Consider the following 18,509-nt stretch of genomic DNA (forward strand, 5'->3'; position numbering starts at 1 on the left):
CGCCGCCCCCCCCCCCCGCCCGCGGGCGGGCGCCCCCCCCGCCCGGGCCCGGGGCCCGCCGGGGCCCCCCCCCCCCGCCGTGCAGGCCGCCTGGGCCGACCGCCCGGCGGCCGACAAGCTGCACTTCCTGGAGCAGGCCCTGGCCAAGAGCGACGACCTGGCCCGGCAGTTCCTGGGCTTCGGCCGTTCGCCCGCACCCGCGCCCGCCGCCGACCTGCTGGCCGACCTGCCCCAGCGCCTGACCGACACGCTGGCAGCGCTGGAGTTCGACGAGGAGTTCTGGGAAAACAGCGAGGCCTACTACGAGGAAGACGAAGGCGACGCCCTGCAGGAAGCCACCGAAGATGCCCTCCGCGAGGCCCTGGCGCCCTTTGTGGCCGAGCTGCTCCGGCTGGCCCGCGGCGGGCAGCTCACCACGGCCCTGCGCTACTGGGCCACCGCCAACGCGGCCATCTACCGGGTGGACGAGCCGGCCAGCGACGACTACGGCACCTTCGGCCACTACGGCACCGACGTGCTGCGCCACTGGCACGCCGACCTGGCCGCTGCCGGCTGGCCCGCCAATCTGCTGGCCGCCGTGGTGCCGCCCGCCGAGCTGGAAGCCGCCCTGCAGTGGCTGGGGCCGCACCTCACCCGGCCCACCGGCCAGTGGCCTGATTTCGAGCCGAGCTGGTTGCCCCTGCTCCTGGCCCTGGCCGCCGACCCCGTGGCCGCCCCCCTGCTGACCGACGCCCTCAAAGAAGCCCCCCTCGGCCCCGACACCCGCGCCCGCCTGGCCCTGCAAGCTGCCCGCACCCTGCCCAACGACGCCGCCTGGGCCGCCGCCGCCGAAACCCTGCTGCCCACCGACGCCGCCGTGGCCCAGCAACTGCTGCACTTCTACGCCGCCCAGCCCGACCGCCCCCGGCTGCTGCGCGCCGCCATCGCGGCCTTCACCACCTGGCCCGACCGCTTCGCCGACTACGTCCTCACGGCTTTCACCGCCGTCCAGGCCCCCGACCTCTTCCGCGCCGCCCTGCGCCACCGCGCCCTGGCCAATAATAGCCTCGACGACTTCCGGCGGCTGCGGCCCCTGCTCCAGCCCGCCGCCATTGGCGCCTTCGTGCAGGAGGCCGTGGCCGCCGCCCGGGCCCGGCGCGGCAGCGTGGCTTTCGCCGCCGAGCTGCTGGCCGCCGAAGCCGATGCCGCCGCCCTGCGCGACTTCGTGCTGGGCCTGGAGTGGCTGCACGTCAGCCCGCCCTACCACACCGAGCAGGTCCTGATAAGGCTGGCCGAAACCGACCCCACGCCCCTGATGCTGGAGCTGGAAACCCGTGCCCGCGCCTACCTTACCGGTCGCGCTGGGGCCAAGCGCGGGGCCGTGCTCTACGAGCGCATCGGCCGCTGGCTGGCCACGGTGCGCGGCGCGGCGCCCCGCCTCGCCGAGCCCGTGCTCCGCCTGGCCCAGGAGCTGCGCCAGGAATTCCCGACCCTGCACGGCCTGCGCGAAGCGCTCCGGCAAGAAGGGCTGCTGGTGGACCAGCCGGCACCAGTGAAGGAGCCGGCGCGGCGCGGCCGTAAGCCGAAACCAACCGGTTAGAGCGGTTTCGGGGTTGGTGTACCGGTCGTCAGGCTCCCCTCTCCGCGGGCTTCGCGCCTCAAGCGAACCGGGGCCCGCCCCGCAGGGGTCTCGTGAGGTGAGCCCGGCCGGAGCAGGTACACCGATTCCGAAAACGCTCTAGGCGGCAAAGGACCCTTTGGCGGACGAGCGAAAAAGCTACCGATACCAGATAGACCCTCCAAAAGCCGTCCGCCAAACGGCCGGCCGGGGCCCCGCCGAAAGCCAGCCGTTTGCCTACGCGCGCGGCAGCGGCCCGTGAACTAAGGAGGCGGCCCATTCCTTACCTTCGCCCCATGCGCCCCGCCCTATTTCTCGCCGCCCTGGTCCTGCTCGCCTGCTCGCAGCAGCCCGCCGAAACGGCCACGACCACCGTTGCCCGCCCGGCTGCCCGCCAAGCCCCGGCGCCCTTTCCCGAAACTTTTGAGGCCGGGACCAAAGGCGCGTATGAGGAGGCCGACGAGCCGCTGGCCACCGGGGCCTGGCACTTCCGGGACGCCCTCATCGGGAGTGGCCCGCAGGACCACAAAACCGGCGAGCACGCCGCCCGTCTCCGCAAGCTGGGCCGCATCAGCATGCGGTTCGACGCGGCGGCCGGGGTGCGCCAAATCCGCATCAGCAGCGCCGCGTACGGCACCGACGGGCCCAGCACCTGGGAGCTGTGGCTGAGCCGCGACGGCGGCCGGACCTACGCCCGCACGGGCGCCCCGGTGGTTACCAGCGGGCCGGCCCTGGTGCCCCACGTGTTTGCCGGGGTCGCCAGCCAACCCATTCGCCTGGAAATCCGCAAAACCAGCGGGTCCAATAACCGGCTGAACATCGACGACATTGCCCTCGAAACCGCAGGCGGGCCGGCCGTGGCGACGGGCAGTAGCGTGACCGGCGGCTATTTTGAGAACCGCACGGCTCCTCCCGCCAGCCCCCGTACTCAGCCGGGCGGCGCTTCCGGCACCGCGCCGGCTTCGGTCCCGGGCGACAACCTCGCCCTGGGTAACCCCAGCGGGGCCACGTCCGACCCGGCCAATGCCAATAACTACCTGCTCACCCACCCTGAATTTACCATCGGCTACCACGCCGCGCGCGGCATCCCAACCTGGGTGAGCTGGCACATTGGCCGCGGCGACCTGGGCCAGGCCCCGCGCCAGGACAATTTCCGCCCCGACCCGGCCCTGCCCCGGCCGTTCTATTCGGTGGCGCCCGCCAGCTACGCCCGCTCGGGCTTCGACAAGGGCCACAACTGCCCCAGCGGCGACCGCACCGCCGACCTGGACGCCAACAGCGCCACCTTTCTGATGACCAACATGGTGCCCCAGGCCCCGCAGAACAACCAGCAGACCTGGGCCCACCTCGAAGAATACGCGCGCAGCCAGGTACGGCGCGGCCAGGAGGTGTACGTGGTGATGGGCAGCTACGGCCGCGGCGGCACCGGGGCCAACGGCTTCGCCCAAACCCTCGACCAGGGCCGCGTCACCGTGCCCGCCCGCATCTGGAAGGTCATGGTCATCCTACCCGAAGGCCCGAACGACCTCCAGCGCCTCGCCACCGAGCCCGCCGTGCGGGTGCTGGCCGTGGACACGCCCAACGACAACGCCCTCGACCACGACTGGCGGCGCTACCTGACCTCAGTCGACAAAATCGAAGAAGCCACCGGCCTGGACTTGCTCAGCGCCCTGCCCCAAGCCACCCAGGCGCGCTTGCAGCAACTGGTGGACAGCGGCGAGGCACCGTGAGCCGGCACGACTTACGACACCTCAGAACCGGCGCTTGAGCGACAAGCCCGCGCCGCCTGCTGGTCCGGGGAAGTTCACCACTCCCACGGCCGTGCGCCCCAGAGCGGCCTGGCGGTGGCTGATGAGGTTCCAGGCGCTGAGGGCCAGCGTGGCCGTGCCCGCCCCGATGTTCAGAAACGACACCGCGCGCTCGGCCGCGTAGGACCTGCCGGGGACCCGACCTCCCCATCCAAAATAATCTACCCCGGCTTGGTCAGTGGGCAAATGGAACGCCCCGAACAGAATTTGCCCCGTGCCGCTGAGCGCTCCCGCGTATGCGGCCCCTCGCCCCGGGCTGGGCTGGTTGAACTGGGTGGCATTGGCAACCGCGAACATGGCATTGACCCCACCCCAGATCGCCGAGCCCACCGCGTAGCTGGTGGTAACCCGCACTTCCGTGGGCGCTATTGGGGGCCCAGGGTACTGAGGCTGAATCAGCGCACACTCGGCCAAAGTCAGGCCCGACGCCCGCACCCAGGCCGCCAGCTCGGGCGCGCGCATGTCGGCAATCAGGTCGTATTGGTGCGCTTGGTTGATGCGCGCGGCCACGCGACGACCCGCTGTTTCGGCCACCAGGTAGCCTACGGCACACAAGCGCCCGTCGCGGTCAATGAAGCAGGGGCGCCGCTCGCCGGGGTGGTCGTAGTTGCGCGGAAACACGCCCGCGGTCCAGTAACGGCGCAGCAGGTCGAGCATCTGTTGCCGCCGGTTCACCAGCGCCGGGTCGAGGCCCGCCGTTGGGCATTGGCGCAGCACCCGCTCGGCATACGCCAGGTGGGCTTGCACCCGTGCGTCGTCGTTGGTGCCGGCCGCGGGCAGCTGGCCGTGAATGGCCAAGTAGCCTTGGTTGCCCACCAGCACGTTCACTTGGTCGGTGGCGTGGGCAACGGGTGTTGGCTGGGACTGGCAGGCACTCAACACCAGCAAAACGAAGACACACAGCTTTTTCATGGAGCAGGGAAAACGGGCGCCGCAGGAACATTCCCGCGTACCCGTCTGACCGCCGCCCCGCGCCCGGGGTTGCACAGCCCGCTGACGGACCGACCGCGCGATTGACTGCTTCGGCGTGCTGCTGCTTTAGCTTTTTGCCGCCAAGAACCGGCTGATTTCTCGCACGTACTTGTCGCCAAAAGCCGCTTCTGACAGCACCGGCATGCCCTGCAAATGACCACCCTCGAAGCTGAGCACCTGCCGCCGCTGGCGGCGCCGGGCCACCCGCGCCACGGCCACCGAATCGGCCAGGGGAGTGTGCTGGTCAGCGGTGCCCGCAATGAGCAGCCAGGGGCACCTGACGCGGGGGGCGTGCTGCGAGTAGGCCGCCGCCGCCGCGGGCAGGCTCACCACCTTTTGCCGGCTTTTCAGCTGATACGCCACCAGCCGTTGGGGGCTGGCCACGTAGCCCTCGGCCACAAAAAAATCGCACCGCGTCCGGGCCGCTACTTCGGTGCCCATAATGGTGCCCATGGAAAAGGCGATGATGCCGGTGCGGCTGTGCGGGTAGCGCCGCCGGGCGTCGGCCAGCGCCGCACCCAGGTCCAGCGAGAATTCGGGGTAATACAAGCGCTGCTCGTCAATGCCAAAGTCGGCACTGTGCCCGAACCCCCGGTAGTCGAACAGGTACACCCGGTAGCCCGCCGCGGCCAGGGCTTGGGCCTGGTCCAATTCGTAGGACATGTTCCCGAAGTCGCCGTAGGCCACCACCATCGTGGTGTGCCGGTCGGGCACGTTGGGGGCCGGCGCCACTACCCAGGCCACCAACTGCGCATGGTCGGGGGTGGTGAGGGCCACGGTTTGATAGCTGAGGCCTCGTGAGTCGGGCGTAGCCAGCCACACCCGACTGGGTTTCAGGGCCCAGGCCGGAACCGCGAGCACCAGGAAAAACAAGAATAAGAGGCGACGCATGCGGTGTTGGGCTCAAAAGGTGGAAACTGCTTGCACAGACACCCCTGAGCTGCCAACGTTGCGTCGTGGCCATCTTTTGCGGCGGCTGCTTTCTAGGTTTCTGTCAGCACCGTTTTGAAACCGGCCAGCGTGCCGTCGGCCGTGCGGCCCAGGGCGTAGGCCCGCACCTGCGGGCCGGGGCCCACGCGGTACACCTTGGTTTCGCTCAGCTCCTGCTTCATGAACAGTTGCAGGGCCTTGTAGCGGTTGGCCATCGCCGGGTCCTCCAGCACGCCATCGTCGGCCGTGTGGTTGCGCAGGAACTGCGTGAGCTCCCTGGTTTCGACCGGTAGGCCGGCCGGCTCGCCGACCGCTTTGAGCAGCGCCGCGTGGGAGAGTTCGCCGCCGGGCGCGGCGTACGCCACGGCTTCGAGCGGCGCGTCCGACTCGCTCAAAAAGAACAGGCCCTTCACCAGGTCTGGGAGCGGCGGCGGCACCGTAGCGGTCGATTTTTCACCGGCTTTGGCGGCGCTCAGGCCACTGCCGCCTTCCACATTGGCGGCAATGGCGGCGGCCAGCTCCCGCATTCTCGCCTCGGCCACCTTGATTTTGGGGTTGGCGAAATTCAGGTCCGCCACCTTCTGCATCGGGATGAGGTGGATGTGGGCGTGCGGCACCTCCAGCCCAATCACGGCCACGCCGATGCGCTTGCACGGCACGGCGGCCTGCACGGCCTTGGCCACGCGCTGCGAGAAAGCGTGCAGCGCCGCCAGCTCGTCGGTGGGCAGGTCAAAAATATAATCGACTTCCCGCTTGGGAATCACCAGGGTGTGGCCCTCCACCAGCGGCGTGATGTCGAGAAAAGCCAGGTGGCGGCCGTCCTCGGCCACCTTGTGCGCCGGCAGTTCGCCGGACACGATGCGGGAAAAAATAGAAGGCATTATTTAGTGATTAGTGATTAACGATTAGTGCAAATAAACGTGGCTGCAACGAAAGAGACTCATCGCCTGACAAAAGCAAAGGACGGCATCTACCGACGCCGCCCTTCCACTAATCACTAACCGCTAATCACTAAAAAACCTACCGGCTGATTTCCAGAATCTGAAACTGCAGCTTGCCGGCCGGCACGGTAATTTCGGCCGTGTCGCCGGCTGATTTGCCCAACAAGCCTTTGCCAATGGGCGACTTCACCGAGATTTTGCCGGCGGCCAGGTTGGCTTCTTCCTCGGCCACCAGGGTGTAGTCGAGCACCATGTTGTTCTTCAGATTTTTCAGCTTGACTTTGCTCATGATGAGCACCTTGCTGAAGTCCATGTTGGTTTCGTCGATGACGCGGGCGTTGCCGACCACCTCTTCGAGCTTGGAAATTTTGAGTTCGAGCAGGCCCTGGGCGTCCTTGGCGGCGTCGTACTCGGCGTTCTCGCTCAGGTCGCCCTTGTCGCGGGCCTCGCGCAGGTCCTCGGCCGCCTTGGCCCGGCCCCGGACTTTGAGGTCCTGGAGTTCTTCCTTGAGTTTTTGCAGGCCCTCCGGGGTGTAATAATTGATGGTGCTGGCCATAAGATGTAAATGCTTGCGGGTTTGGCTAAAAAGCAAGGAGAACGGCTGGCACTGCCAACCGTTCTCCCTCCTTAGGTTCGCAGCAAAGATACGCAAAAGGGGCTAGCCTCCCGCGGGGCCCTCCGGCTGGCTGGCCCGGAAGGCCCGGATTTTCTCCACCAGCACCTCGTTGATGCGGACGTAGCTCTGGTGCGTCCACCCGCCAATATGGGGCGAAAGCACCACGTTGGGGGCGTTTTTCAAGAAGTCGAACGCGACTTGCTGCGCCCGCGTGAGCGCGCTCAACCGCTCGTTCTCCAACACGTCGAGCGCCGCCCCGCGCACCGTGCCGGCTTGCAGGCCGCTCACCAGGGCCGCGTGGTCGAGCACTTCGCCGCGCGCCGTGTTGAGCACCCACAGCGGTTTGGCAAACGCCGCAAGCAGGCCCGCGTTCACAAAATGATGGTTGGCCGCCGAGTACGGGATGTGCAGGCTGAGCACGTCGGCGCGCGCCTGCAGTTCCGGCAGACTAACGAGGGCGGCGTACCCATCGGCGGCGCATTGGGGGTCAACGTCGTGGGCCAGAACGGTGCAGTCGAAGCCCGCGAGGCGGCGGGCAAAGGCGCGGCCCATGTGCCCGTAGCCCAGCAGGCCCACGGTTTTGCCCCCGATTTCTTCGCCCCGGTTGGCCTCGCGCCGCCACTGGCCCCGGCGCACCTCGTGGTCGGCGCGGGCAATGTTGCGAAACAGCGCCAGCAACAGGCCCAGGGCGTATTCGCCCACGGCGGCGCGGTTGCCTTCGGGCGCGTTGAGCAGGGCCACGCCCGCCGCGGCCAGGGCGGGCTGGTCAATGTTGTCGGTGCCGGCGCCGGCGCCGGCGCGGGCCACGTAGCGCAGGTGCGGCCCGCGGGCCAGCAACGCGGCCGTCACGCGCAGCTTGCTGCGCACCACCAGGCCTTCATAGGGATGGGCGGCGAGGGCGGCGGGGATGTCGGCGGCCGTGAGGTCGGGCCGATAATCTGCCTGCACACCGATTTCGGCCAGCAGTGGCAGCAGCGAAGGGTGCATTTCGTCGACTACCAGGCACACGCCACCGGTGCCCGGGGCCGGCGGCGGGCTGGGCACTGCCTGACCGGCTTGACGGATGTTAGATGAGTCTGCTTTCACCTTATTCCACGATGTCGTCTACGGTCCGGTCCGGCAGGTCGGCACTGGCTGCGGCTTGGTGCTGCGCCACCCGCTGGGTCAGGCCCACGAACTCGGCCACGCCCAGCTGCTCGGCACGCTGGTCGAAGATGGCATCGGTGGTGGCTTCGGCCGGCAGCCCGAACGGTTTCAGCGCGTTGCGCAGGGTCTTGCGGCGCGTTTGGAAGGCCTGCTTCACGACGCGGAAAAACAGCTTCTCGTCGCAGTCCAGCCGCCCGGTGGCGTTGCGCGTGAGGCGCACCACGGCCGACTCAACCTTGGGCGGCGGCACGAACACGTGCGGCGGCACCGTAAAGAGGTACTCAATGCGGTAGTACGCCTGCAAAAGGACGCTCAGAATGCCATAGGTTTTCGAGCCGGGCGGCTCGGCCAGGCGCTGGGCCACTTCCTTCTGAATCATGCCCACCACCTCGCGCACCTGCTGCCGGTGGGCCAGCACCTGGAAAAATATCTGGCTGCTGATGTTGTAAGGAAAGTTGCCGATGAGGGCCAGCGGCTGGCCGGGGAACATCGCGCCCAGGTCCTGCTTCAGGAAATCGGTGGCGTAAATCCGTTCAGCCAGGGCCGGGTAGTGCGCCTGCAGGTAAGCCACCGACTCGGCATCGATTTCCACCACGCTGGTTTCGTAGGCCGGGTTTTCGAGCAGGTGTTGCGTCAGCACGCCCATGCCAGGCCCAATTTCGAGCACGTGCCGCACGCCCACGGGCAGCTGCAGAGCCCCCACAATGCGGCGGGCAATGTTGGGGTCGGCCAGGAAATGCTGGCCGAGGTGTTTCTTGGGGCGAACGGAGTTCAAATTTTTGAGTGATGAGGTGATGGGGTAATAATAAGGGGATGCGGTGATGACGGAAAGCATGAGGCCGGGTAATCTCCTTGTGCCCAAGGCGGATTCGTTACGCCGCCGGCTTCATCACTTCATCACTTCCATCACCTCATCGCCTTGCTGCTACCTTGCGAGCTCAAATCTACGGCTTTCACTCCCACCCATGTCCCCAGCCCTTGCCCACGCGGCCGCCGCGCCGGCCCATTCCACGCAGGTATTCATCCTCCCGCCCGGCACGGCGGCCCTGCCCGAAGCCGCCACCGGCGACCTCTCCGCCGAAGCGCAGCAGTACGTGACCGCCGCCCTGGCCGACGACCAAAAGCTCGTGCACCTCAACCACTTCAGCCACCACCACTACTTCGTGGTGCTGGCCGACAAGCCCGCCCCCGCGCAAGTGGCCGAGGCGCTGCGCCGCAGCGGCCACACCCTGCACGGCCTGCTGAAAACCGAGAAAACTACCGAGATTTTCCTCCACAACCTCAGCGCAACCCCGGACGCGGCCCTGCGGCTCGCCGAAGGCCTGGTCCTGAGCGCCTACCAGTTCGAGGGCTACAAGACCGATGAGAAATCCCGCAAGGCCGCGGCGCTGACCAAAATTTCGGTGGTGGGCGACGCGGCCACCGGGGACGCCCTTGCCGAGCTCGACGGCTTGCTGCAAGGCGTGCGGCTGGCCCGCGACCTGGTGAACGCGCCGCTCAACAAGCTCAACGCCGCGCAGCTGGCCGAGCGCATGGCCGCGGCCGGTGACGAGGCCGGCTACACCACCGACATCCTCGACCTGGCCAAAATTGAAGCCCTGCGCATGGGCGGCCTGCTGGCCGTGAACCTGGGCTCGCCCGAGCCGCCCACCTTCAGCATCCTCGAATGGAAGCCCGCGGGCGCCCAAAACGCCCGGCCCTACGTGCTGGTGGGCAAGGGCGTGGTGTTCGACACCGGCGGGCTCAGCCTCAAGCCCACGCCGGGCGCCATGGACCTGATGAAGTGCGACATGGCCGGCGGCGCGGCCGTGGCCGGCACGCTCTTCGCCCTGGCCAAGAACCACGTGCCGCTGCACGTCATCGGCCTGGTGCCGGCCACCGACAACCGCCCCGGGGGCCTGGCCTACGCCCCCGGCGACGTGCTTACCCTGCACAGCGGCCTCACCGTGGAAGTAAAAAACACCGACGCCGAAGGCCGCCTGCTGCTGGCCGACGCCCTGAGCTTCGCCCGGAAGTACGACCCCGAGCTGGTCATCGACCTGGCCACCCTCACCGGTGCCGCGGTGCGCGCCCTGGGCACCGAAGCCTCCGCCGTGCTGGGCACCGCCGAAACCGCCACGATGCAACGGCTCACCGAAGCCGGCCACGCCGTGCACGAGCGCCTGGTCGAGTTTCCGCTCTGGGACGAGTACGCCGACCACATCAAATCCGACATCGCCGACCTCAGCAACCTGGGCAAGGGCGAAGCCGGCCACATCTCGGCCGCTAAGTTCCTGGAGCGCTTCGCCGAAGGCTACCCCTGGATTCACCTCGACATCGCCGGCCCCGCCTACCTCACGGCTGCCGAGAGCTACCGTGGCAAAGGCGGCACCGGCACCGGCGTGCGCCTGCTGTACGAGTTTTTGACGAGTCGACTCCCTGGATAAATCGTCATGCAGAGCGCAGCGAAGCATCTCGCCGGGCTCGTTGAATGATGAAATTACTGCTGCACGCGAGATGCTGCGCTGCGTTCTGCATGACTGTTCTATTCCGTAAAACATGCCCCCATCCCTTCCCCGCCTCGGCTTTTCCGTCGGCGACCTCGCCGGCATCGGCCCCGAAGTCATTTACAAAACCCTGCTCGACGAACGACTGCTGAAGCTGTGCACGCCGGTTATTTACGGCACGGCCACGGCGCTGTTCGATGATTTTCCGGTGGCGCCCGACGCCGAGCCCCTCACCTTCCGGCAGCTGCGCGACGCGGCCGACATTGCCCCGGGCCGCCTCAACGCCGTGACCTGCTGGGACGAAGACTTCGCCCTGGCCCCCGGCCAGCCTTCGCCCGCCACCGGCCAGGCCGCCCGCGAAAGCCTGCTCGCCGCCAGCCGCGACCTCAAAGCCGGTAAGCTCGACGCCCTCGTTACGGCCCCCATCAGCAAAGACAACACCCAGGCCGACGACTTCCGCTTCCCCGGCCACACGGAGTTTCTGACCAGCTTTTTTGATGCGCCCGAGAGCCTCATGTTCCTCGTGGATGAGGACTTGCGCATTGCCACCGTCACCGGCCACGTGGCCTTGAAGGACGTGCCCACTCGCCTCACGCCGGAGCTGCTGCGCACTAAGATTCACCTGCTGCTCAAGTCGCTCAAGCGGGACTTCGGCATCCTCAAGCCGCGCATTGCCGTGCTGGGCCTCAACCCCCACGCCGGCGAAAACGGCCTGCTGGGCCGCGAAGAGGGCGACCTGGTGGCGCCGGTTATCCAGCAATTCGCGCAGGATGGCCACCTCGTGTTCGGACCCTTTCCGGCCGATGGCTACTTCGGCACCCAGCAGTTCCGGCAGTTTGATGCCACACTGGCCTTGTACCACGACCAAGGGCTGATTCCCTTCAAGCTGATGGCCTTTGAGCGGGGCGTAAACTTCACGGCCGGCCTGCCGGTGGTGCGCACCTCCCCCGACCACGGCACGGCCTACGGCATCGCGGGCCAGTTCCGGGCCGACGAGTCGTCGTTTCGGGCGGCGGTGTACACGGCCTGCCAGGTGTGGCGGCAGCGCTGGAACGACGCCCAGCCGCGCTCGGCCCGCTAGTGTTCCGAAAGGGTTGGGAGTGGGAAAGTTGGGTGGTTCTTTTGGCAAAAAGCCAGAAATTCACTACTTTTGCCCCCTGCTATCCAGCCGACCGTGAAAAAAGAAAGTCAATTCGACCTCAACCTTGCCAAGCTGGCGCTGAAAACGCACCGGTTTGAATACGAGCTGGGGCCCGATTTTTTCGCCCTCTTCGACCAACCCCTGGTGGAAGAAGGCCGGTTGCACGTCGACGTGGAGCTGCTGAAAACGGAGCGTCTGCTGACCCTGAATTTCCACATTGAAGGCACCGTGCGCCTGACCTGCGACCGCAGCCTCGACGAGTTTGACCACCCGCTGGACCTGCGCGAGCAGTTGCTGGTGCGCTTCGGCGACGAGGCCAAGGAGCTGGACGACAACGTGCTGCAAATTACGCCCGACACCCAGGCCCTGCCCCTGGCCCAGCACTTGTACGACTACATCGGCCTGGCGCTGCCCATGAAAAAGCTGCACCCGCGCTTCCAGAACGAAGCCGACGACAACCCCGCCGCGCCCACCAAGCTCATCTTCAGCACCCGTCCCGCCAACGAGGGCCCGGACGACGACGAGCCGGCCGACCCCCGCTGGGCCGCCCTGCGCAACCTGAACTAATCCGTCAGCGCCCCGAGTCGCTCATCCAACTCCTAATTCTTAATTCTTAATTCTTAATTCCCTCAACATGGCTCATCCTAAGCGCCGCACTTCCTCCGCCGTTCGCGACAAGCGTCGCACGCACTATAAGCTTACCCCAAAAGCCGTGACCTTGTGCCCCAACACCGGCGAGCTGCACCTGCGCCACAAGGCCTACGTGGTCGACGGCGACCTGTACCACAACGGCCAGCTGGCCATCAAAAACTACTCGAAGGTGGGCGCTGCGTCCGCCGCCGACGCCTCGGGCGACGACGAATAGCGCGTCAGGTTGTTACTTCGCGGCACCTTATGGTCCGGCTTCGCTCCTTTTTTAAGCCAGCGAGGCCGGATTTTTGGTGCTTCCCTCCTCTCCTGACCTTCCAAACACCTCGTACATGAAAATAGCCCTCGACGCGATGGGCGGCGATTTCGCCCCCCAAGCCGCCGTGGCGGGTGCCCTACTGGCCGCTGAGCAACTGGCCGGCCAGGCCACCATCGTCCTCATCGGGCAGGAAAACGCCGTGCGGCCCCTGCTCCAAGCCGCCGGCCCCGCCGGCGCCGCGCTGGAGTTTGTGCCCGCGTCGCAGGTCATCGACATGGCCGAGCACCCGGCCAAAGCCTTCCAGCAAAAGCAGGACTCCAGCATTGCGGTGGGCTACAAAATGCTGCTGGCCGGCGAAATCGAGGCGTTTTGCTCGGCCGGCAACACCGGCGCCATGCTCGTAGGGGCCATGTTCACGGTGAAGGCCGTGCCCGGCGTGCTGCGCCCGGCCATCGCCAACTTCGTGCCCAAGCTGGCCGGCGGCTTTGGGGTGCTGCTCGACGTGGGCGCCAACGCCGAGTGCAAGCCCGAGATGCTGGAGCAGTTTGGCGAGCTGGGCTTTTTGTACGCGCAGTACGTGCTGGGCATCGCCCAGCCCAAGGTAGGCCTGGTGAACCTGGGCGAAGAGGAAGGCAAGGGCACGCCCAATACGCAGGCCGCGCACCAGCTGCTCAAGGCCAACCCGCACATCCACTTCGTGGGCAACGTGGAGGGCCGCGACATGTTCAACGACCGCGCCGACGTGATTGTCTGCGACGGCTTCACGGGCAACATCCTGCTGAAAATGGCGGAGTCCATCTACGACATGATGGACGAGAAGCAGCTTCACGACCCGTTTTTTGACAAGTTCAATTACGAGGCCGTGGGCGGCTCGCCCATCCTGGGCATCAACGACAACGCCATCATCGGGCACGGCCGCAGCACGCCGCTGGCCATTGCCAACATGCTCGAGCAGGGCTACAACATGGCCAAGTCCGGCATTGTCGACCAAATAAAGGCTACTTTTAAATCCTAGCCGGCGCCTGAATTCGTGAAAAACCTCCGGCTCCGGCCGGATTTTTTTTAGGCCTTTTTCGGCCCGCGGCTAGTACCTTGCAGGCTTAACAAGTGCCCATTTACGTTCTGGATTCCCTTTTCCCGCTTGCCCCGCCTACTTTTGCCCGTATGAAGATTACTGCTGCCATCACCGGCGTGGGCGCTTACGTGCCCGACTATGTGCTTACTAACGCCGAGTTGGAAAAGCTGGTTGACACCACCGACGAGTGGATTATGTCGCGCACCGGAATTCGGGAGCGCCGCATCCTAAAGGGCGAAAACCAGGGCGCCTCCGTGATGGGCATCAAGGCCGTGCAGCAGCTGCTGGACAAAACCGGCATCAACCCGGCGGACGTGGAGCTGCTGATTTGTGCCACCACCACCCCCGACGTGCTGTTTCCGGCCACGGCCAACATCATTTCCAACGGCGTGGGCATCACCCGGGCCTTCAGCTACGACGTGAACGCGGCGTGTTCGAGCTTCTTGTTTTCGTTGGCCACGGCCGCGCAGTTTATCCAGACCGGTACGTACAAGAAGGTGATTGTGGTGGGCGCCGACAAGATGTCGTCCATTGTGGACTACACCGACCGCGCCAACTGCATTCTGTTCGGCGACGGCGCCGCGGCGGTCCTGCTTGAGCCCAGCACCGACGGCTACGGCGTGCTCGACCAAGTGCTGCGCACCGACGGCAGCGGCGAGGCCTACCTGCACCAGAAGGCCGGCGGCAGCCGCCGCCCGCCCTCCCACGAAACCGTGGACGCCAAGGAGCACTACATCTACCAGGAAGGCGCCACGGTGTTCAAGTTCGCCGTGAAAAGCATGGCCGACGTGGCCGCCCAGGTGATGGAGCGCAACCACCTCAGCAACGACGACGTGGCCTGGCTGGTGCCCCACCAGGCCAACAAGCGCATCATCGACGCCACCGCCAGCCGCATGGGCGTGGGCCCGGAAAAGGTGATGCTCAACATCGACCGCTACGGCAACACCACCAACGCCACCATCCCGCTCTGCCTGGCCGACTACGAGCACCAGCTCCGCCGCGGCGACAATCTGGTGCTGGCGGCCTTCGGCGGCGGCTTCACCTGGGGCTCCATCTACATCAAATGGGCCTACGACGGCAGTCAAATTAAAAATTGAGAATTAAAAATTAAAAATGCTTGACGCTCTGCGACTAGTATTTTTAATTTTTCCTTAGAATCACCACTCCATACATCAGCTTTAAAAGCGGGGAAGCAAAAGTTGTTATCAACCACAATTTTTAATTCTTCATTTTTAATTTTTAATTAACTCCCATGGCTTCCACCGCCGACTTCCGCAACGGGCTCGTGCTCAACTACAACAACGAGCTGCACGTCATTACCGAATTTCAACACGTCAAGCCCGGCAAAGGGCCCGCGTTTGTGCGCACGAAGATGCGCAACATCAAAACCGGCCGCGTGATTGACAACACTTTCAACGCCGGCGTGAAGGTGGAAACGGCCCGCGTGGAGCAGCGGCCCCACCAGTTCATCTACAAGGACGACTACGGCTACACCTTCATGGACGCTAGCACCTTCGAGCAAATTGTGCTGCCCGAGGCCATGGTGCCCTTCGCCGACCTGATGAAGGAAGGCCAGGAAGTGACCATCCTCATGCACGCCGAAACCGAGCAGCCCCTCACCGCCGAGCTGCCCACCACCGTGGACCTCGTGGTGACCTACACCGAGCCCGGCCTGAAGGGCGACACGGCCACCAACACCCTCAAAGCCGCCACCGTGGAAACCGGCGCCCGCATCCAGGTGCCCCTGTTCGTGGACCAGGACACCAAAATCCGGGTGGACACCCGCACCTACGCTTATGTTGAAAGAGTCAAGTAACGATTCGCCCAAAAAGGACGTCGCCATGAAAGCCAAAGAACTACAGGAGCTGCTCGATTTTATTGCCAAATCGGGCCTCAACAAGGTCAACATTGAAACCGAGGAGTTCAAGATTTCGGTGCAGCGCGACCCCACCACCAAGCACGTGCTGGGGGTAGCGGCCCCCGCCGCGCCGGCGCCGGTACCGGTGGCCGCCCCCGTTGCAGCAGCTCCGGCCGCCGCCCCTGCCAGCGCGCCTGCCGAAGCCGCCAGCAGCACTCACCGGCCCCTGAAAGCCCCCATGATTGGCACCTTCTACCGCAGCAGCGGCCCCGACGCGCCCGTCTTCGTGCAAGTGGGCGACATGGTGGAGAAGGGCCAGGTCATCTGCATCATCGAGGCCATGAAGCTGTTCAACGAAATTGAAGCCGAGGAAAGCGGCCGCATCGTGAAGGCCCTGGTGGAAAACGCCACCCCGGTAGAATACGACCAGCCGCTGTTTTTGATAGAATAGTTGGGACTTGGGGGCTTGGGAACTTGGGGACTTGGTTGTTCGCCGCATGGCGCAAAACCGGCTTCCAGGTTCCCAAGCCTTTTCTTTTGCACCAGCAGTGCCAAAAGCTGCCAAGCCCCAAGACCCTAAGTTTCCAAGCCCCCACCCAATGTTCAAGAAAATACTCATCGCCAACCGGGGCGAAATTGCCCTGCGCATCATCCGCACCTGCAAGGAAATGGGCATCAAGACGGTGGCCGTGTACTCGACCGCCGACAAGGAAAGCCTGCACGTGAAGTTTGCCGACGAGGCCGTGTGCATCGGCCCGCCGGCCTCGGCCCTCTCCTACCTGAGCATGCCGAATTTGATTGCGGCGGCCGAAATCACCAACGCCGACGCCATTCACCCCGGCTACGGCTTCTTGTCAGAAAACGCGGAATTCTCGCGCATCTGCGCCGAAAACGGCATCAAGTTCATCGGCGCCTCGCCCGACATGATTAACCAGATGGGCGACAAGGCCACCGCCAAGGCCACCATGATTAAGGCCGGCGTGCCCTGCATTCCGGGTTCGGTGGGCCTGCTCGATTCGGTGGAGCAGGGCCGAAAAATTGCCAACAAAATCAAGTACCCCGTCATTCTCAAAGCCACGGCGGGCGGCGGCGGGCGTGGGATGCGCATCATTCACGGCGACGACGAATTTCAGAAAGCCTGGGACGACGCGCGCACGGAATCGAAGGCGGCCTTTGGCAACGACGGCATGTACCTGGAGAAGTTTGTGGTGGAGCCCCGCCATATCGAGGTGCAAATTGTGGGCGACCAGTTCGGCCACGTCTGCCACCTCTCCGAGCGCGACTGCAGCATCCAGCGGCGCCACCAGAAGCTGGTGGAGGAGGCGCCCTCGCCGTTTATGACCGACGCGCTGCGCGAGAAAATGGGCAAAGCTGCCATCGCCGGCGCCTCGGCCATCGGCTACGAGGGCGTGGGCACGATTGAGTTTTTGGTGGACGCCAACCGTGACTTTTACTTCATGGAGATGAACACCCGCATTCAGGTGGAGCACCCGGTGACGGAGGAAATCATCAACTACGACCTCATCAAGGAGCAAATCAAGGTGGCGGCGGGCATCCCGATTTCGGGCAAAAACTACTTCCCCAAGATGCACGCCATGGAGTGCCGCATCAACGCCGAGGACCCGCGCAACGGCTTCCGCCCCGCCCCCGGCCGCATCACCACGCTGCACATCCCCGGCGGCCACGGCGTGCGCGTGGACACGCACGTGTACGCCGGCTACCAGATTCCGCCCAACTACGACTCGATGATTGCCAAGCTCATCACCGTGGCCCAGACCCGCGAGGAGTGCATCGTAAAAATGAAGCGCGCCCTGAGCGAGTTCGTGGTGGAAGGCGTGAAAACGACCATCCCGTTTCACCTGGCGCTAATGGACAACGAGCAGTTCCGAGCCGGGAATTTCACGACGGCGTTTCTGGAGCAGTCGTTTGATTTCTCGACGATTTAGGCAGTTGCTGCTGCTGGTCGTGAAAAAGGTCCGCTTTGCCGCGGGCCTTTTTTATTTCTCGCCCGAAGGCCAGGTCGCCGCCGCCCGTTATCTTGCCGCCATGAAAACCTTCACCATTGAGCTAGCCGACGAAGAGCAGTACCAGCGCCTGTTGCAACTGGCTCGGGCCCTGGGCATGGGGGTGGGGGCCCCGGCTCCGTTGTCGGCGGCCGAGCAGGAACGCCACCAGCGCATCATCGCCAAAGGCGGCAGCGGCACAAGCATCCCCGACCCGGTGGCGTGGCAGCGCGAAATTCGGGCCGACCGCCCCTTGCCGAACCGCGACTGATGGCGTACTTGCTCGACAGCAATCTGCTGATTTACTCGGCGGGGGAAGCCTACGAATTTCTCCGGCCAATGGTGCTGAATACGCAGAATTTTGCCTCCTTTATCTCCAAGGTAGAAGTGCTGGGATTTCACAAGTTGGAGGCGACGGATGCCGTTTACTTTGATTCGCTGTTTGCAGTCGTGACGCTTTTGCCAGTTACGCCCAATGTCATTGAGACGGCCATACGCTTGCGGCAGCAGCGGCGCATGACGCTGGGGGACTCATTGATTGCCGCCACCGCGCTGGAATTTGACTTGGTCCTGGCCACGCGCAACGTCGCTGATTTTATTGCGATTTCGGCTCTGACCGTTTACGACCCTTTCCAGCCGTGATGATTCGCTTTGTACTTTCTTCCGGCTTTGCCATTGCTTTGCGAGCGGCGACCGGCGTTGTCGCAACCACCCTCCTCGCCGGCTGCGCCGAACCGTGCACCGGCAGCATCGAAACTACGGTGCTCTACGCTAAGCCGGGGCCGAAAGGCCTGGGCCGCACCGTGTACGTGAACGTGGTGAACAAGCCCGACTTGGGTATCAAACAAAGCCTGATGTACGAGGGCAAGGAATTCGGCACGTTTGAGCACGTCGTCATCATCAACGACCCCACCAACCGCTTCGCCTCGAACCGCACCATTTGCTTCTCAAAGTTTCGGGCGGAGGCCGCCGTCTCGGGCGGCGATTTGACGGAGGTAAATCTGCCCGTTATCACCGTGGAGTAGCGCG

20 protein-coding genes are annotated in these 18,509 nt (G+C 65.1%); 14 read left to right on the plus strand and 6 right to left on the minus strand.

What is annotated here, in order from left to right; genetic code table 11:
* The first annotated feature begins 79 nt into the window (after positions 1-79).
* Together RMO51_RS00075 and RMO51_RS00080 are read left to right on the plus strand one after the other, a co-directional pair.
* The gene (locus RMO51_RS00075; protein ID WP_310390897.1) at positions 80-1,579 is read left to right on the plus strand and encodes a hypothetical protein; all 1,500 of its coding nucleotides are present in this window, start codon (positions 80-82) and stop codon (positions 1,577-1,579) included.
* A gap of 314 nt (positions 1,580-1,893) precedes the next feature.
* The gene (locus RMO51_RS00080) at positions 1,894-3,327 is read left to right on the plus strand and encodes a DNA/RNA non-specific endonuclease (RefSeq protein WP_310390899.1); all 1,434 of its coding nucleotides are present in this window, start codon (positions 1,894-1,896) and stop codon (positions 3,325-3,327) included.
* 21 nt (positions 3,328-3,348) lie between these two features.
* On the opposite strand, the gene RMO51_RS00085 is transcribed toward RMO51_RS00080, so the two are convergent.
* From RMO51_RS00085 to rsmA, 6 genes are all read right to left on the minus strand, one after another.
* The gene (locus tag RMO51_RS00085) at positions 3,349-4,317 is read right to left on the minus strand and encodes a hypothetical protein (RefSeq protein ID WP_310390901.1); all 969 of its coding nucleotides are present in this window, start codon (positions 4,315-4,317) and stop codon (positions 3,349-3,351) included.
* Positions 4,318-4,443: 126 nt separating this feature from the next.
* A complete protein-coding gene (locus tag RMO51_RS00090) occupies positions 4,444-5,268 on the minus strand; it encodes an alpha/beta fold hydrolase (protein WP_310390903.1) in 825 nt (274 codons plus the stop codon).
* A gap of 92 nt (positions 5,269-5,360) precedes the next feature.
* Positions 5,361-6,188, minus strand: coding sequence for a nuclease A inhibitor family protein (locus RMO51_RS00095; protein ID WP_310390905.1), 828 nt, complete (start codon positions 6,186-6,188; stop codon positions 5,361-5,363).
* A gap of 139 nt (positions 6,189-6,327) precedes the next feature.
* Positions 6,328-6,804, minus strand: a complete 477-nt coding sequence (gene greA / locus RMO51_RS00100; protein WP_310390907.1) for a transcription elongation factor GreA — start codon at positions 6,802-6,804, stop codon at positions 6,328-6,330.
* Between the two features lie 102 nt (positions 6,805-6,906).
* Positions 6,907-7,908, minus strand: coding sequence for an NAD(P)-dependent oxidoreductase (locus tag RMO51_RS00105; RefSeq protein WP_310390908.1), 1,002 nt, complete (start codon positions 7,906-7,908; stop codon positions 6,907-6,909).
* A 43-nt stretch (positions 7,909-7,951) separates the two neighbouring features.
* Positions 7,952-8,785: a 16S rRNA (adenine(1518)-N(6)/adenine(1519)-N(6))-dimethyltransferase RsmA gene (rsmA, locus tag RMO51_RS00110; protein ID WP_310390954.1), complete on the minus strand. Its 834-nt coding sequence runs from the start codon at positions 8,783-8,785 to the stop codon at positions 7,952-7,954.
* A 190-nt stretch (positions 8,786-8,975) separates the two neighbouring features.
* On the opposite strand from rsmA, the gene RMO51_RS00115 reads away from it, so the two are divergent.
* From RMO51_RS00115 to RMO51_RS00170, 12 genes are all read left to right on the plus strand, one after another.
* Positions 8,976-10,436 (plus strand): leucyl aminopeptidase, encoded by a 1,461-nt coding sequence (locus RMO51_RS00115; RefSeq protein WP_310390910.1) that lies wholly within the window; start codon positions 8,976-8,978, stop codon positions 10,434-10,436.
* Between the two features lie 112 nt (positions 10,437-10,548).
* Positions 10,549-11,577, plus strand: a complete 1,029-nt coding sequence (gene pdxA, locus RMO51_RS00120) for a 4-hydroxythreonine-4-phosphate dehydrogenase PdxA (RefSeq protein ID WP_310390911.1) — start codon at positions 10,549-10,551, stop codon at positions 11,575-11,577.
* Positions 11,578-11,670: 93 nt separating this feature from the next.
* Entirely contained in the window at positions 11,671-12,204 is a 534-nt protein-coding gene (locus tag RMO51_RS00125; RefSeq protein WP_310390912.1) for a DUF177 domain-containing protein, read from the plus strand.
* 67 nt (positions 12,205-12,271) lie between these two features.
* Positions 12,272-12,502, plus strand: coding sequence for a 50S ribosomal protein L32 (rpmF, locus tag RMO51_RS00130; protein ID WP_310390914.1), 231 nt, complete (start codon positions 12,272-12,274; stop codon positions 12,500-12,502).
* A 115-nt stretch (positions 12,503-12,617) separates the two neighbouring features.
* On the plus strand, positions 12,618-13,559 hold the full coding sequence (gene plsX / locus RMO51_RS00135) for a phosphate acyltransferase PlsX (RefSeq protein WP_310390915.1): 942 nt from the start codon (positions 12,618-12,620) through the stop codon (positions 13,557-13,559).
* Positions 13,560-13,708: 149 nt separating this feature from the next.
* The gene (locus RMO51_RS00140) at positions 13,709-14,716 is read left to right on the plus strand and encodes a beta-ketoacyl-ACP synthase III (protein ID WP_310390917.1); all 1,008 of its coding nucleotides are present in this window, start codon (positions 13,709-13,711) and stop codon (positions 14,714-14,716) included.
* A 155-nt stretch (positions 14,717-14,871) separates the two neighbouring features.
* Complete coding sequence (gene efp, locus RMO51_RS00145; RefSeq protein ID WP_310390919.1) at positions 14,872-15,435, plus strand: elongation factor P; 564 nt, start codon at positions 14,872-14,874, stop codon at positions 15,433-15,435.
* Positions 15,436-15,460: 25 nt separating this feature from the next.
* A complete protein-coding gene (accB, locus tag RMO51_RS00150; protein WP_310390920.1) occupies positions 15,461-15,928 on the plus strand; it encodes an acetyl-CoA carboxylase biotin carboxyl carrier protein in 468 nt (155 codons plus the stop codon).
* Between the two features lie 148 nt (positions 15,929-16,076).
* Positions 16,077-17,423, plus strand: coding sequence for an acetyl-CoA carboxylase biotin carboxylase subunit (gene accC / locus RMO51_RS00155; protein ID WP_310390922.1), 1,347 nt, complete (start codon positions 16,077-16,079; stop codon positions 17,421-17,423).
* A gap of 100 nt (positions 17,424-17,523) precedes the next feature.
* Complete coding sequence (locus RMO51_RS00160) at positions 17,524-17,751, plus strand: hypothetical protein (protein WP_310390923.1); 228 nt, start codon at positions 17,524-17,526, stop codon at positions 17,749-17,751.
* Entirely contained in the window at positions 17,751-18,122 is a 372-nt protein-coding gene (locus RMO51_RS00165; RefSeq protein WP_310390925.1) for a type II toxin-antitoxin system VapC family toxin, read from the plus strand. Before RMO51_RS00160 ends, RMO51_RS00165 begins: the two co-directional genes overlap by 1 nt.
* Positions 18,119-18,505, plus strand: a complete 387-nt coding sequence (locus RMO51_RS00170; protein ID WP_310390927.1) for a hypothetical protein — start codon at positions 18,119-18,121, stop codon at positions 18,503-18,505. The genes RMO51_RS00165 and RMO51_RS00170 overlap by 4 nt, the downstream gene beginning before the upstream one ends.
* Positions 18,506-18,509: the final 4 nt, after the last annotated feature.

This window comes from Hymenobacter sp. (assembly GCF_031398885.1).
GTDB lineage: Bacteria > Bacteroidota > Bacteroidia > Cytophagales > Hymenobacteraceae > Hymenobacter.

Excerpts from the sequence above, each read along its gene's own strand:
- RMO51_RS00080 (WP_310390899.1), top strand. The coding sequence starts at position 1,894 with ATGCGCCCCGCCCTATTTCTCGCCGCCCTGGTCCTGCTCGCCTGCTCG.
- RMO51_RS00085 (WP_310390901.1), bottom strand. The coding sequence starts at position 4,317 with ATGAAAAAGCTGTGTGTCTTCGTTTTGCTGGTGTTGAGTGCCTGCCAG.
- RMO51_RS00090 (WP_310390903.1), bottom strand. The coding sequence starts at position 5,268 with ATGCGTCGCCTCTTATTCTTGTTTTTCCTGGTGCTCGCGGTTCCGGCC.
- RMO51_RS00095 (WP_310390905.1), bottom strand. The coding sequence starts at position 6,188 with ATGCCTTCTATTTTTTCCCGCATCGTGTCCGGCGAACTGCCGGCGCAC.
- greA (WP_310390907.1), bottom strand. The coding sequence starts at position 6,804 with ATGGCCAGCACCATCAATTATTACACCCCGGAGGGCCTGCAAAAACTC.
- RMO51_RS00115 (WP_310390910.1), top strand. The coding sequence starts at position 8,976 with ATGTCCCCAGCCCTTGCCCACGCGGCCGCCGCGCCGGCCCATTCCACG.
- pdxA (WP_310390911.1), top strand. The coding sequence starts at position 10,549 with ATGCCCCCATCCCTTCCCCGCCTCGGCTTTTCCGTCGGCGACCTCGCC.
- rpmF (WP_310390914.1), top strand. The coding sequence starts at position 12,272 with ATGGCTCATCCTAAGCGCCGCACTTCCTCCGCCGTTCGCGACAAGCGT.
- plsX (WP_310390915.1), top strand. The coding sequence starts at position 12,618 with ATGAAAATAGCCCTCGACGCGATGGGCGGCGATTTCGCCCCCCAAGCC.
- RMO51_RS00140 (WP_310390917.1), top strand. The coding sequence starts at position 13,709 with ATGAAGATTACTGCTGCCATCACCGGCGTGGGCGCTTACGTGCCCGAC.
- efp (WP_310390919.1), top strand. The coding sequence starts at position 14,872 with ATGGCTTCCACCGCCGACTTCCGCAACGGGCTCGTGCTCAACTACAAC.
- accB (WP_310390920.1), top strand. The coding sequence starts at position 15,461 with ATGAAAGCCAAAGAACTACAGGAGCTGCTCGATTTTATTGCCAAATCG.
- accC (WP_310390922.1), top strand. The coding sequence starts at position 16,077 with ATGTTCAAGAAAATACTCATCGCCAACCGGGGCGAAATTGCCCTGCGC.
- RMO51_RS00160 (WP_310390923.1), top strand. The coding sequence starts at position 17,524 with ATGAAAACCTTCACCATTGAGCTAGCCGACGAAGAGCAGTACCAGCGC.
- RMO51_RS00165 (WP_310390925.1), top strand. The coding sequence starts at position 17,751 with ATGGCGTACTTGCTCGACAGCAATCTGCTGATTTACTCGGCGGGGGAA.